This window comes from Martelella sp. NC20, from assembly GCF_013459645.1.
In the GTDB taxonomy this organism is placed as follows: domain Bacteria; phylum Pseudomonadota; class Alphaproteobacteria; order Rhizobiales; family Rhizobiaceae; genus Martelella.
This window is the reverse complement of sequence record NZ_CP054861.1, coordinates 509,912-523,195: the sequence shown is the minus strand read 5'-3', so window position 1 is coordinate 523,195 and position 13,284 is coordinate 509,912. Positions and strand designations below refer to the sequence as shown.

The following is a 13,284-nucleotide window of genomic DNA, read 5'->3' as shown; positions in this document are numbered from 1 at the left end:
AGGCTGGCAGGCCCTCGCTCTCTGGAAGACCAAACTGCTGGCGGAGATATCCAAGGGCCTCCGCTAGGCCGTAAACCCATAAATGGGGTTCACATGGGTGCGATGACTTGATTCAATGGTTTCTGGAAAGGAGACCATTGATGCGCCGACGTTTTGACCTGACGGATTTCGAGTGGGCGGTGATCGAGCCGCTTCTGCCCAATAACAGCCGCGGCGTACCGCGGGTCGATGACCGCCGTGTGATCAACGGCATACTCTGGCGCTTTCGTACCGGCAGCCCATGGGCCGATGTTCCGGAACGCTATGGCCCTCACACCACCTGTTATAATCGCTTTGTCCGCTGGCGGCGGGCTGGTGTCTGGGATCACCTTCTCACGGCGATTTCTTCCGCCTTCGACGGCGATATTCAGATGATCGACTCGTCTTGTGTTCGCGTGCATCAGCATGGCGCCACCGGTAAAAAGGGGGCGCCAATCGAAGCATGGGACGTTCCAGAGGCGGCCTGACAACGAAGATCCACGCTCTCGTCGATGCCGATGGGCTGCCGATTGATCTTCGCCTCTCAGAAGGTCAGCATGCTGATTGTCGCTACGCCGAAGATCTGCTCACCAGACTTCATGCCGGAACGACGCTTTTGGCAGATCGTGGCTATGACACCAACGCCATCCGCGCCACGGCAACTCAGGCGAAGGCATTCGCCAACATCCCGGCGAAGCGAAACCGAAAAAAGACCTTCGCTTTCAGTTCGTTCCTCTATCGCTATCGAAACCTCGTCGAGCGGTTCTTCAACCGCATCAAAGAAGCGCGTGGAATTGCAACGCGTTACGACAAACGCGCCGACAACTATCTCGCGGCAATCAAGCTCTTCTCTGTGCGACTATGGTTAAAGCGTTACGAGTCTACGGCCTAAGATGGAAGGACACATAACTCCGCGCGGAACCCCTCAAGCGTCTTCCTTTGTACACCCTCGGCATCAAAGTTCTCCGGCGCAAGCCAAGCCTCATAGGCAGGCCGTAGCTTAGTCCAATCTGTGTCGAGCATCGCGAACCATGCGGTGTCTCGGTTCCGGCCCTTCACGATCAGGTGCTGGTGAAATACCCCCTCGTGCTGGAAACCGAAACGGTGTGTTGACCGTTTGGACGGCAGGTTTTCGTTGTCGCATTTCCACTCGAAGCGGCGATAGCCGAGGTCGTCGAAGATGTGACGGGCAAACAGGAACAGGGCCTCGGTTGCCGCTGGCTTTCGTGACATCAATGGCCCCCAGTAGATATGGCCAATCTCTGCCACACCGTTTACCGCCTCGATCCGCATGAAGATTTGCCGTCCTGCAACCTTGCCCGATACTTTGTCGATCACAGCAAAGAACAGCGGATCCTCGCTTGCTGCCGACTGCTCCACCCAGGTGCGAAAGACGTCGCGGTCGGTTGGCGGGACATTGGGCAACCAGCGGAACCGCTCGTCCCCATCCGGTTGGGCCGAGGCATCGAACAGGCCGTCCGCATGCCTTGCCGGATCGAGCTTTTCCAGCCGGACGAACCGTCCGTTCATCGGCCCGGTTCCGGGTTTGGGGCGCTGGGTCCATGTGGACAGGTCTTCTGCCATTTCAGGCTCCTTCTTAAATGTTCGACTGGCTGATCCGGCACCTTCAGGCCTCGGGACCAGCCACGTTTTCCAGCGTCTCGCCCTGGCCGATCCTGACGAAGACATACCGTACATCATCCCCGCCCTGCAGCATCTGCGCCCGATGAATCATACGGCGCGGGAAATAGGCGTAGTCACCCGCTCCGAGTTCGAAAGACTGCTTCCCGCCCGGGCCATGATCGACGCGGATGCGGCCCGAGAGCATATACATGACGCTGTCGAAGTCATTGTGGTGGTGCCACTGGCTTGGTTGATCCAGCGCAGTAACATGACATTCGCCTACCCAAAGCTCCCCAACTTCCAGCGCCTTGCGCCGGATTTGCCCTGGCGTGATCGGCCCCTCTTCAAGGTCCGCCGCGCGGATGATGCCAATTTCGGAAAACAGTTCCTTGCCCATAAGACTTCCTCTCGATGCAGTCATGGTCTGTCATGCAGTATCGACGGTTCGTCTGAAAAACAGAAGGACAAGTTTTGTTGCGAAACGGACAAAGACTAGGGCTCGTCAAGATGCAGTTTCCGGGCTTGTGCCGGGGTCATGCCAAAGGTTCGGCGGAAAGCAACCCCGAGCGCGGATTGACTGCTGAAGCCGACCTTCTGGGCGATGCGGTCTATTTCTCCGTCGGTCATCAGCAGGGCGAACGCCGCGTTCAGGCGCGCCTGTAACCGCCATTGCCCAAAGGTCATCCCGGTATCGTGAAGAAACAGCCGCGCCAGCGTCCGCGTCGATGCGCCACAAACTTCGGCCCAGTCATCAAGCTTTCGTGGATCGGCAGGATTTTCGACGATGGCTCGCGCGATCCCGGACAAACGCGCTTCCTGCAGTTGCGGCAGGCGGGTCATCAGGGTTTTGGCACGTCCGACTTCGTCGATGATAAGGGCGATGATATGCGGGCATCGCCCGTCAGGAGACCAGGCCACCGATTCGGCACAGATTGCAAGGATCAGTTCCCGCAGCAGCGGATTGACCGTCAGCACCCGCGGTTCCTGGACGAGAGCCACAGCCATGGTTCGTTCGATGAACAATTCGCGCATCGCGACATCGCCCTCCATGGAGATGGAATGCGTTTCGTCCGCAGGCAGAAACAAGGCCTTGGTCGGTGGAAGCAGGAACAAAGCGTTTGCGGTTTCCACGCGCATCAACCCCGAGATCGCGTAGACAAGTTGCGCTTTGGGATGGCTGTGCCTCCCCGAGGAAAGCCCATGTGGATAATCCATGGCGAAGCCGACGACACTGCGATCAGCGCGTTCATACTCATCAATAAGCGCCTGTCGTTCTGGCGAAAGAAATATAATTTCTGTCTTCATGCGGCCACGTTATTCGCCACGTCAATCGCTGGCAATTGCGCCAGTGGAAAGCCCGCCTTCGGGTTTCGTAGATCCGAGACCCGAACGGGAGCTTTGGGCAGGTCGCTCCGCGTGCGAACTGGTGCTGACTGATGGCCTCGCATCACTGATGGTTCGAGAACCGCAGTCCTAAATGTGCCCTGCTGGTCTCCATCGGCGATGCAATCGACAAGCGCCTGCATCTTCGTTTTGCCAGCTCGGAGAACACCTTCGACTATCTGCATGCGAGGAAGGCTTATGCTGTTTCGTCTGCTGGAATGAAAGATAATGAATGCGGACTGCGATTGGAAACAGAGCGGAGAAGAACCGGTCCGCACTCAGGTATCCCTAGACCTACCAAGTGTATTTCAATTGCCTAATTGACGCTAGGTTTATTTAATATACTACTTCGTCGACAATGCAGACGGAGTATTTGTTGTCACAACGAACCCTCATCCAAAACAGCCATTCCGTCTCCAAATCGTCGATAGATCTCGCTCAGGCTGCCGAAATGGGCTCCAGGGCACTTTTAGTGTGGATCTGAGCATTTCCTGGAATGAATGCAAATGGTGACTTCCGAATTGCGACTTGAGACCATTGCTATTGGTTCAAAGTCAACGCCAGCCAGTCGCCCTGGCAGACCTGTACATCACAAATGGCCGCGTTCGGGATCCCCGGTTTCATTCAGATATTCAACCAATCGAGAAAGCAGAATCAGAGAGAAAACATGCCAACATCTAAGCTTCTAAGTGCCGCAGGCAACGCCGAACTCACATTTAAAAATCGCGTCTTCATGGCTCCGATGACAAGAGCGCGATCGAAGGATCATGTAGCCAACGAATTGACGGCGACATACTACGCACAGCGTGCGTCCGCCGGCCTGATTTTTACCGAAGGAACCCAGATCAGCTCTCAGGCGATCGGCTGGACCAACACACCGGGAATCCACACCGCCGAGCAGATCGCGGGATGGAAAAAAGTCACGGAGGCTGTTCACAAAGCTGGAGGCCTGATCTTCGCCCAGCTCTGGCACACAGGCCGTGCGTCCCATCCGGATTTTCACGGCGGCGAACTCCCTGTAGCGCCGTCCGCGATTCCCTTTGACAGCCAGGTGTTTACTGCAGAAGGCCCCAAGCCGACGGTCACACCGAGAGAGCTTACAATCGTTGAGATCAAATCCACGATAGCAGACTATGAAGCCGCGGCGCGGGCGGCGAAGGAAGCAGGCTTCGATGGCGTCGAAGTCCACGGTGCCAACGGATACTTGCCGGCCCAGTTTCTGGAAGATGGCCCAAACAAAAGAACCGACGAATATGGCGGTCCGATCGAGAACCGAGCGCGGTTCCTGCTTGAAGCCACGGACGCTGCCATCAGCGTCTTCGGGCCGGAGCGCGTCTCGGTCAGGCTTTCGCCGCGCATTCCGTATAACGACATGGGCGATTCCAATCTCGAGCAAACATATATGTTTGCTGTTGAGGCACTTGAAAAGAAAAAGGTCGGCATCCTCCATTTCATGGAGTCCGCGAACCTGCCAGAGGGAGCGAAACCCTTCGCACCAGAGGCCCGGAAGCGGTTCTCAGGCCTTTTCGTGGTGAATGTCGACTATGATCAGCAGACTGCGGAGCAGGCCATCGAATCGGGCCTGGCTGATGCCGTCACGTTTGGAAGGCTCTTCATCAGCAACCCGGATCTGCCGGAACGCTTCCGCACGAATGCGCCTTTGGCACCTTCGGATCATGACACTTACTATAGCGGCGGCGAAAACGGATACACTGACTATCCCAATCTGTCGTAGTCAGTGTACCCAGCCAGATGCGCATTTGCCATACCCGACGGTACGGCAAATGCGCCGCCACCTGAGCGGAAAAGTCGGAAGAACGCCGATCGTGAACGTTTCTTTCGGGTATCCGGAAAACGTCAGAGCTGGTGCGGAAGCGTATGTTTTGCTGCGGGGTCTGATTGACACAGACAAAGCCGGTCTGTTGGCGCGGGAAGCGTAAAACTGGCGGGGCTGCGCTGCGCGGCATCTATTTTTCAATTCATGGGTAAGGGGCGAAATCAGCAGGCGCCCGATTCGGAAGGCGACGAGGCCTCCGAGGCATCGCCGTCGGTGGCTTCACAAAAAACCGACTTTTGTCGCAAAGTCGGCGTTTCCGTGTCGGACGACAACAACTGTCAAAATTCAAAAATGGTGGGCCTGGAGGGACTCGAACCCCCAACCAAGCGGTTATGAGCCGCCGGCTCTAACCATTGAGCTACAGGCCCTGTCCGCGGCCGAGACAGGCAGCGACGGTCCGCGCGGGCAATGGTTCCTTGCGCGGACCCTCCGACTACTCCAAATTGATGGGCATCGCAAGTTCCCGCCGCATTGGCTTCACAATTGCTGGTCAAGAGGAGGGGACGCACATTTCAAGGAGGGATTTCCATGGCCAATCTACCTGTCCGCCTACCTGTCCGCATTGCCGCCGCGGGCCTGCTTTTCGCCTTGCCGCTTGCAGGCACGGCAGCCTTCGCCGACAGCACCCAGCCGCCGGCCGTCATCAATGTCTCGGCCGATGGCGATGCCACTCTGGTGCCGGATATGGCGACGGTCTCGCTCTCCGTCGTCAGCCAGGCCGATGACACGGCGACAGCGCTTTCGCAAAACTCGGCCGCCATGCAGAAGGTGATCGACGCGCTGAAACAGGACGGCATCGCTGAGAAGGACTTCCAGACCAGCAATTTCTCGGTGAGCCCGCGCTATCAGCAGGTCAAGGCCGATGACGGAACGATGACCAGCGAAATCGTCGGCTACGAGGTGCAGAACGGCCTGAATGTGCGGGTGCGCGACCTCGCCAAGCTTTCCGCCGTGCTCGACCATGCGGTCAAGCTCGGGGTCAATTCCGGCGGCGGGATTTCGTTTTCCAACAGCGATCCTTCGGCGGCCGAAGACGAGGCGCGGCGCGAGGCCGTCGCCAATGCGCTTGCCAAGGCGGAAACGCTCGCCGAGGCCGCCGGCGTCACGCTCGGCAAGGTGATGTCGATTTCCGAGCAGAGTTCGATGCCGCAGCCGATGATGTTTCGAGCCGACGTGATGATGGCGAAAGCGGAAGGCGCGCCGCCGATCGCTGCCGGCGAAAACACCTACAATATCACCGTCAACATGACGCTGGCGATCGAGCAGTAGTACCGGCTTCGGCCCGGTTCGGCGCGCTCTCAACATCGGCAGCGCGTTCACCGAAGAGATGGAGGCGGAAAACCGAGCCACTTGCACGGCTGTTGACAAAGCGGCTGTCGGAACGCAATCTCGGCACATTCACCCGGGGGGTCCCGACAAGGGGCTGAGATTCTGATAGCCGGTCCGAAAGGTCCGCGCAGCGCAGTGACCCGATGAACCTGATCCAGTTCATACTGGCGTAGGGATGGTGTTCGGGCTGCGCGGCTTTGGCCGAGACTTTTACGGCGTGTTTCACGCGGCCAATCTCCATTCATTACCGGGAACTGGGTCTCCACGCTTCGAGCACTGGAGGCTCCAACCAATGAAAGATCTTTTCCCAACCGTCACCACGGGCCCGCTGCCCGCCTCGCGCCGCGTCTGGCACGCGGGCGTTCTCCACCCCGAGATCCGCGTTCCCATGCGCGAGATCGACCTGCACCCCACGGCGGGCGAGCCGCCTGTGACCGTCTATGACAGCTCCGGCCCCTTTACCGACCCGCAAGTCGAGATCGCCATCGAGCGCGGCCTGCCGTGTCCGCGCGAAGCCTGGATCGCCGCGCGGGGCGACACGGAACAATATGAAGGCCGCCATGTGAAGCCCGAGGACAATGGCTTTGCCGAGGGCAAGCGCCTGACGCCGGAATTTCCGGTGCGGCACCAACCGAAGCGCGCGAAAAATGGCCGCGCCATTACCCAGATGGCCTATGCCCGCGCCGGGATCGTCACCCCGGAAATGGAGTTTGTCGCCATCCGCGAAAATCTCGGCCGGCAGGCGGCAAGGCAGGCGCGAGAACGGGACGGCGAGGCTTTCGGCGCCGAAATCCCCGATTTCATCACGCCTGAATTCGTGCGCGACGAGGTGGCGCGCGGCCGGGCGATCATCCCGGCCAACGTCAATCACCCGGAACTGGAGCCGATGGCGATCGGCCGCAATTTTCTCGTCAAGATCAACGCCAATATCGGCAACTCAGCCGTCACCTCCTCGATGGCCGAGGAAGTCGAGAAGATGGTCTGGGCGATCCGCTGGGGCGCGGATACGGTGATGGACCTTTCCACGGGGCGCAACATCCACAATATCCGCGACTGGATCATCCGCAACGCGCCCGTGCCGATCGGCACGGTGCCGCTCTACCAGGCGCTGGAGAAGGTCGGCGGCATCGCCGAGGAACTCTCCTGGGAGGTCTTTCGCGACACGCTGATCGAGCAGGCCGAGCAGGGGGTGGACTATTTCACCATCCACGCCGGCGTGCGGCTGCACATGATTCCGATGACGGTGAACCGGGTGACGGGCATTGTATCGCGCGGCGGCTCGATCATGGCCAAGTGGTGCCTGCACCATCACCGCGAGAGCTTCCTCTACGAGCATTTCGACGAGATCTGCGACATCGCGCGGGCCTACGATGTCAGCTTCAGTCTTGGAGACGGATTGCGGCCCGGGTCCATCGCCGACGCCAATGACGAGGCGCAGTTCGCCGAACTCGAGACGCTGGGTGAACTCACGCAGATCGCCTGGGCCAAGGACTGCCAGGTGATGGTCGAGGGGCCGGGACACGTGCCGATGCACAAGATCAAGGCCAACATGGACAAGCAGCTCGAAGTCTGCGGCGAGGCGCCGTTCTACACGCTCGGACCGCTGACGACAGACATCGCGCCGGGCTACGACCATATCACCTCGGGCATCGGTGCTGCGATGATCGGCTGGTTCGGCACGGCGATGCTCTGCTACGTGACGCCCAAGGAGCATCTCGGCCTGCCCGACCGCGACGATGTGAAAGTGGGCGTCATCACCTACAAGATCGCTGCCCACGCCGCAGATCTCGCCAAGGGGCATCCGGCGGCGCGGACCCGCGACGACGCGCTTTCGCGGGCGCGGTTCGAATTCCGCTGGGAGGACCAGTTCAACCTCTCGCTTGACCCGGAAACGGCGCGGTCGATGCATGACGAGACCCTGCCGAAGGAGGCGCACAAGGTGGCGCATTTCTGCTCCATGTGCGGACCCAAATTCTGCTCCATGCGCATTTCCCACGACATCCGGGCCGAGGCGCAGAAGGAAGGGATGGAGAAGATGGCCGAGAAATTCCGCGACGGCGGTGATCTCTACATGCCGCTGGAGGATGCGCAATGACCTAGAGCAGCGGGCGATTGGTTGGCATCGCCACGAGGTGGCGGCCTATCTGTCCGCCAACGGGCGGGTGTCCTGTCACCGCTGGATCGTCTTCATCTGACCGTTGACGGCGATCCGGTCGGCCCGGCTTTCGGCGGTGCCGATCCGGGTTGCCGTATCCATGCCGCTCCTGCCTGCCTGTTTTGCCATAGCCAGAAAGCGCAAATACGCTTATTCAGAGGAAAGCATCATAATTCACAGATTAACTGTGACCGATCCTCGCTCGCGCATGTTTCATCTGCGCTGCTTTCCGGAGGCGGCCCGCCGTGGCTCGATGAAATCCTGGCCAGCCGGAGGAGAGGCGAGCCTGCGGGGGAGGAAAATTTGAGATGACTGCATTCAAGGCGCCCGTCGAGGATATTCTGTTCTCGCTCGTCAGCGTTGCCGGAGCGGGCCGGCTGCCGGATTTCGACCAGGACATGGCGCGCGATATCGTCGGCCATTTCGCGGGTTTCGCCGAAGGCGTGCTGGCGCCGCTCAATGCGCGGGGCGATGCCGAGGGTTGCCGTCTTGCCGATGGCCGGGTGACCATGCCCGATGGATTTCGCGAGGCCTTCGCCCAACTGGCCGAGGGCGGATGGCAGGGTCTTACCGTACCGGAGGAATTCGGCGGCATGGGGCTTTCGCCCGTCATCGGCTCCGCCGTCTCGGAGATTTTCGCCGGCGCCAACCATGCCATGCAGATGGTCTGCGGCCTGGCGCCCGGCGCCGTCGCAACGCTGCTGCGCTACGGCAGCGATGAGCAGAAGCAGCGCTGGATCGCGCCGCTGGCGACAGGCGCCGTGCTCTCGACGATGTGTCTGAGCGAAGCGGATGCGGGGTCCGATCTGGGGCGCATCAGGACAAGGGCCGGTCGTGACGGCGACATCTGGCGTCTGACCGGCGAGAAGATCTTCATTTCCGGCGGAGATCAGGATCTGAGCGACAATATCCTGCATCTGGTTCTTGCCCGCACGGGCGATCCCGCAAGCGGCGTCAGGGGTCTTTCGCTGTTTGCCTGCGACAGGCAGAGCAAGGGCGCGACCCTCACGATCGCCCGGATCGAGGAAAAACTGGGGCTGCATGCCTCCCCGACCTGTCAGATGGTCTTCGACGCGGCGCCTGCGGAACTGATCGGCGTGGAGGGCGAGGGGCTGAAAGCCATGTTCACGGTGATGAACCACGCCCGGATCGACGTCGCGCTGCAGGGGACGGCCCATGCCGCGCGCGCCGCCCATATCGCCGCGGCCTATGCCGGCGAACGCGTGCAGGGCCGCAAGGCCGACGGCGGACCTGCCAGGCTGACGGACCATGCGGACATCCGGCGAATGCTGAACGAGCAGCAGGCTCTGGCGCTTGGAAGCCGGGCCATGTGCCATATCGCGCTGGTGGAGATGGCGCTCGGCCAACGCCCGGAACTGGTCGATTTCCTGACGCCGCTATGCAAGCTGTTTGCCTCCGAAGCCGGGATCAGGGCGGCCGATATCGGCATTCAGGTGCTTGGCGGCTATGGCTATCTCACCGAATACGGCCTTTCCCAGGTCTGGCGCGATGCCCGCATAACATCGATCTATGAGGGCGCGAACGGCATTCATGCCCAAGCTATCGCCACGCGCGGCCTGCGGACAAACGGCGGAAAGGGGGCCGATGCCTTTGCCCGCCTGATTGCCGAACTTGCCGGCGGAAACCGCGCGGTCGCCAATCTGCTCGACATCTGGGAGGCGAGACGGCTTGCGCTTCTTGAAGCGGAGGATCCGGCCGGCGACGCCCATGATTTCGCGCAACTGACCGCGACGCTTTATTTTCGCGCCGCGTGGTGCCGGATCGCCGATGCGGGCGTGGCGACCGGAAATGAACGGCGCTACCGGGAACTGAAAGCGCATGTGATGGCTGCGGCGCTGCCGGTGGCCGTGTGAGCGCGCTTCGGGGCGCTCCCGCCGTGCGCGCCGCTCAGCGCAGGAGATCGGGCAGGAACATCACCACGGAAGGGACCGCGATCACCAGCGCGATCACGAACAGATCCATGACGATAAAGGGCAGGACGCCGGCAAACACCTGCGCGATCGAGACATATTTCCCCGCGACATTCTTGATGACGAAGACATTCATGCCCACCGGCGGCGTGATCATGCCGATCTCCAGCATCTTCACCACCACGACGCCGAACCAGACAAGGCTAATGCCCTCGGCGCGCAGGATCGGCAGGAAGATCGGCAGTGTCGTCAGCATGGCGCCGAACGGTTCCATGAAGGTGCCGAGCGCGAGATAGATCAAAACGATGATCAGCATCAGCTCGAAATAGCCGAGATCTGCGTCCGCCACGAAGGATGACAGGAAGTGCGACAGCCCGCTGATCCCGAGAAAGCGGGTGAACATCGCGGCGCCGACGCCGATGATGAACAGCGCCCCCGTCGAGGTGACCGTATCGATCAGGGAATGGGTGACGCTCGATTTCGTCAGCCTGCCGGTGACGGCGGCGAGCACGATGGTGCCGAGCGCGCCGACCGCGCCTGCCTCGGTTGCCGTGAAAAGACCGGAGAACATCCCGCCGAAGATCAGCAGCACCAGCACAGTGATCGGGACCACCTGGAGGATGGCCGCACGGCCTTCCTCGCTGACCGGCGCGGTATCGCGGGCGGGAACGAGATCGGGACGGAAAAGGCTGATGCCGATGATCACCAGGCAATAGCCAATGGCGGTGATGACGCCGATGCCGATGCCGCCGATGAAGACCTGGGTCACGGAGGTTTCCGCGAAGACGCCGTAGATGATCATCAGGATCGAAGGCGGGATCAGCGCGCCGATCGTGCCGCCGGCGGCAATCGTACCGGCCGCGATCGAGGGCCGGTATCCGGCGGCGATCATTTCGGGGATCGCGATCCGGCCCATGGCCGCCGCACAGGCGAGCGACGAGCCGGAGACGGCGGCAAAGCCGGAACAGGCGAAGATCGAGGAGACCGCCAGCCCGCCGGGCAGGCGGCGCAGAACCACCTTGGCGGCGGCGAACAGGCCGCCGGTCAGGCCGGTGTGAAAGGCGACGAAGCCCATCAGCAGAAACATCGGCACGGCCGACATCGTCCAGCTGGCGACGAAGGAATAGGGCGTATTCGACAGAATGCCGAAAGCGGGCGTGACGCCGAGAAGGGCGGTAATGCCGCCGAAGGAGACCGCGATCAGCGCCATGGCCACCGGTACGCGCAGAAGCAGAAGGACGATCAGGACGGCAATGCCGACAAATCCGACCTCGGGGCTCATGCGGTTTCCTCTGGCGCTGTCGGCTGAAGATCCCGGAATGTCAGAAGCAGGCAGGTCAGCGCGGCGATCGCAAAACCGAGCGGCGGCAGGAAATAGCTGTGCCAGACGGGCATTTTCATGGCTGCGAGCTCAACATAGGTGCCGCTGCGGAAATTGGAAAGCGCCGTATGCCATGTGGTCCAGGCAAGGCTTGAGTAGACGATGGCGGACAGAAGACACACCATGGCATCCGAGATGCGCCGGAGGGGGCGGGTGAGGGCGAAGTCGAATAGTTCGACCGACACCATCTCGCGGCGCAGCTCCAGCCAGGACAGCGGCAGAAAGGCGGTGGCGACCATATAATAGCGCGCGACCATCTCCGTGGTGACGGGGATCGAGACGCGAAAAAGATTGCGCAGAGCCACATCGAGGCTGATGTGGATCATCATCGCCACCACACCGGCCGCGCCGATGAATGCCAGAATGCGCGCGACCACGGCGGCAAGCCGAAGGAGTGCGGTCATCGAAGGGCTCCAGAGCGAATATCTTCGGGCGGAAACACGGGGTCGGCCCCCGGAGCGCGACAGCCGTTCGGCCGGCGCGCCCCGACGGGATTTCATGGGTCAGAGACCGTAGGTCGCAAAGTCGATCCTGCTCCAGACGTCATCGATCATGCGCTGGGCCAGAGCGTCCGGATCATTGCCGACTTCGTCAGCGATCGCGGTCCATTTCTCCACCAACTCGGTAAAGTAGACGGCTTCCTCGCCCGATAGCGCGGTGCGGGCAGCCACATCCTGCGCGGCAAAGGCTTCTGACGCCTCCATGAAGGCCGGATCGGGCGTGATCACCTCGATATCGGTGTTCGCCAGCGCCTCGGTTGCCGCAGACGGCAACTGGAAGGCCCAGCGGTCGGTCAGGTCGAAATTGGCGCGCGCGGCGGTCATGCCGATCTCCGCGCGCTCCTCCGTCGTGAGCGCGCGCCAGGTGTTGAGCCCGACCGTGAAGTTCGAGGTCACGTGATAGGTGCCGATCGGCACCAGGGTGACGCTCCCGGCGATGTCGATCAGACGGAACGACAGAAGGTCGACGGTCGATGCCATCGTGCCGTCGATCGTGCCCTGGCTCATCGCCTCGAACGTATCGCCCACGCCGATATTGACCGGCGTGGCCCCGAAATGCTCGGCCCAGCGGGAATAGGGCGCGCCGCCGGTGCGAAGGCGAAGTCCCTTGAGATCGTCGGCGTTATGCACGGGCCTGGTGGTGATCAGGTTATAGACATTGGACGAACCGGCGCCGAGGAAAACCATGCCGAGTTTGGCGAATTCCTCCTGGCAGGGTTCGCAGGTCAGGCCGTATTCGGTCATGGCCATGGCCATGGCGTGCGGGTTGCGGCCGATCAGGGCGAGATCGCCGGCAATGCCGGTCACTTCCATGTCGGCCGGAAAATAGAGCGGCAGCACATTGCCGACATCCACCAGGCCGGTCTGCAGCGCATCCTTCATCTGCGGCAGCGAGACGACCTCCGGCCCCAGAATCATGCCGGTCATGGCGCCATTGGAGTTTTCGGCAATATTCTCGGCGAAATGCTCGTACATGTAATAGGCCGGATGCGCCGGCGGCCCGGCCGGTGCAAGGCGCAACTCGCGCGCCGATGCGGTGCCTGTCACCATCAATGCGACGGCGGCCAATGATGCGAATTTGTGTATGCGATTCATGAATTCTCCTCCCAAAAAATCCGAATGCCAAG

Annotated in this window: 11 protein-coding genes, 1 tRNA gene and 1 riboswitch; of the genes, 5 read left to right on the top strand and 7 right to left on the bottom strand. The window is 61.1% G+C overall.

Annotated features, from left to right (window positions below):
* Positions 1 to 137: 137 nt before the first annotated feature.
* Positions 138 to 910, top strand: a protein-coding gene (locus tag HQ843_RS02535) for an IS5 family transposase (protein WP_246710122.1) whose coding sequence is annotated in 2 segments (ribosomal slippage) — positions 138 to 468 and positions 468 to 910 — 774 coding nt in all. Because the reading frame shifts where the segments join, the coding sequence is not laid out codon by codon here.
* Here the strand turns inward: HQ843_RS02535 and HQ843_RS02530 are convergent.
* From HQ843_RS02530 to HQ843_RS02520, 3 genes are all read right to left on the bottom strand, one after another.
* A complete protein-coding gene (locus HQ843_RS02530) occupies positions 907 to 1,602 on the bottom strand; it encodes a GNAT family N-acetyltransferase (protein WP_180899969.1) in 696 nt (231 codons plus the stop codon). The genes HQ843_RS02535 and HQ843_RS02530 overlap by 4 nt on opposite strands.
* Positions 1,603 to 1,645: 43 nt before the next feature.
* Positions 1,646 to 2,038 carry a cupin domain-containing protein gene (locus HQ843_RS02525; protein ID WP_180899970.1) on the bottom strand — a complete coding sequence of 131 codons (393 nt, stop codon included), beginning with the start codon at positions 2,036 to 2,038 and terminating at the stop codon, positions 1,646 to 1,648.
* Between the two features lie 95 nt (positions 2,039 to 2,133).
* Positions 2,134 to 2,946, bottom strand: coding sequence for an AraC family transcriptional regulator (locus HQ843_RS02520; protein ID WP_180899971.1), 813 nt, complete (start codon positions 2,944 to 2,946; stop codon positions 2,134 to 2,136).
* Positions 2,947 to 3,619: 673 nt separating this feature from the next.
* Here HQ843_RS02520 and HQ843_RS02510 point away from each other — a divergent pair.
* Positions 3,620 to 4,759 (top strand): alkene reductase, encoded by a 1,140-nt coding sequence (locus HQ843_RS02510; protein ID WP_246710254.1) that lies wholly within the window; start codon positions 3,620 to 3,622, stop codon positions 4,757 to 4,759.
* A gap of 394 nt (positions 4,760 to 5,153) precedes the next feature.
* Here HQ843_RS02510 and HQ843_RS02505 read toward each other — a convergent pair.
* Positions 5,154 to 5,229, bottom strand: a tRNA-Ile gene (locus HQ843_RS02505).
* A gap of 160 nt (positions 5,230 to 5,389) precedes the next feature.
* On the opposite strand from HQ843_RS02505, the gene HQ843_RS02500 reads away from it, so the two are divergent.
* From HQ843_RS02500 to HQ843_RS02490, 3 genes are all read left to right on the top strand, one after another.
* Positions 5,390 to 6,130: an SIMPL domain-containing protein gene (locus HQ843_RS02500; protein WP_180899972.1), complete on the top strand. Its 741-nt coding sequence runs from the start codon at positions 5,390 to 5,392 to the stop codon at positions 6,128 to 6,130.
* Between the two features lie 124 nt (positions 6,131 to 6,254).
* Positions 6,255 to 6,384, top strand: a riboswitch (TPP riboswitch).
* A gap of 98 nt (positions 6,385 to 6,482) precedes the next feature.
* On the top strand, positions 6,483 to 8,285 hold the full coding sequence (gene thiC, locus HQ843_RS02495) for a phosphomethylpyrimidine synthase ThiC (protein ID WP_180899973.1): 1,803 nt from the start codon (positions 6,483 to 6,485) through the stop codon (positions 8,283 to 8,285).
* 368 nt (positions 8,286 to 8,653) lie between these two features.
* On the top strand, positions 8,654 to 10,219 hold the full coding sequence (locus HQ843_RS02490; protein ID WP_180899974.1) for an acyl-CoA dehydrogenase family protein: 1,566 nt from the start codon (positions 8,654 to 8,656) through the stop codon (positions 10,217 to 10,219).
* 34 nt (positions 10,220 to 10,253) lie between these two features.
* Here the strand turns inward: HQ843_RS02490 and HQ843_RS02485 are convergent, their stop codons facing one another.
* The 3 genes from HQ843_RS02485 to dctP form a co-directional block, all read right to left on the bottom strand.
* Positions 10,254 to 11,558, bottom strand: coding sequence for a TRAP transporter large permease (locus tag HQ843_RS02485; RefSeq protein ID WP_180899975.1), 1,305 nt, complete (start codon positions 11,556 to 11,558; stop codon positions 10,254 to 10,256).
* The gene (locus tag HQ843_RS02480; protein WP_180899976.1) at positions 11,555 to 12,061 is read right to left on the bottom strand and encodes a TRAP transporter small permease; all 507 of its coding nucleotides are present in this window, start codon (positions 12,059 to 12,061) and stop codon (positions 11,555 to 11,557) included. The genes HQ843_RS02485 and HQ843_RS02480 overlap by 4 nt, the downstream gene beginning before the upstream one ends.
* Positions 12,062 to 12,160: 99 nt before the next feature.
* Positions 12,161 to 13,252 (bottom strand): TRAP transporter substrate-binding protein DctP, encoded by a 1,092-nt coding sequence (gene dctP, locus HQ843_RS02475; RefSeq protein WP_180899977.1) that lies wholly within the window; start codon positions 13,250 to 13,252, stop codon positions 12,161 to 12,163.
* Between the last annotated feature and the right edge of the window lie 32 nt (positions 13,253 to 13,284).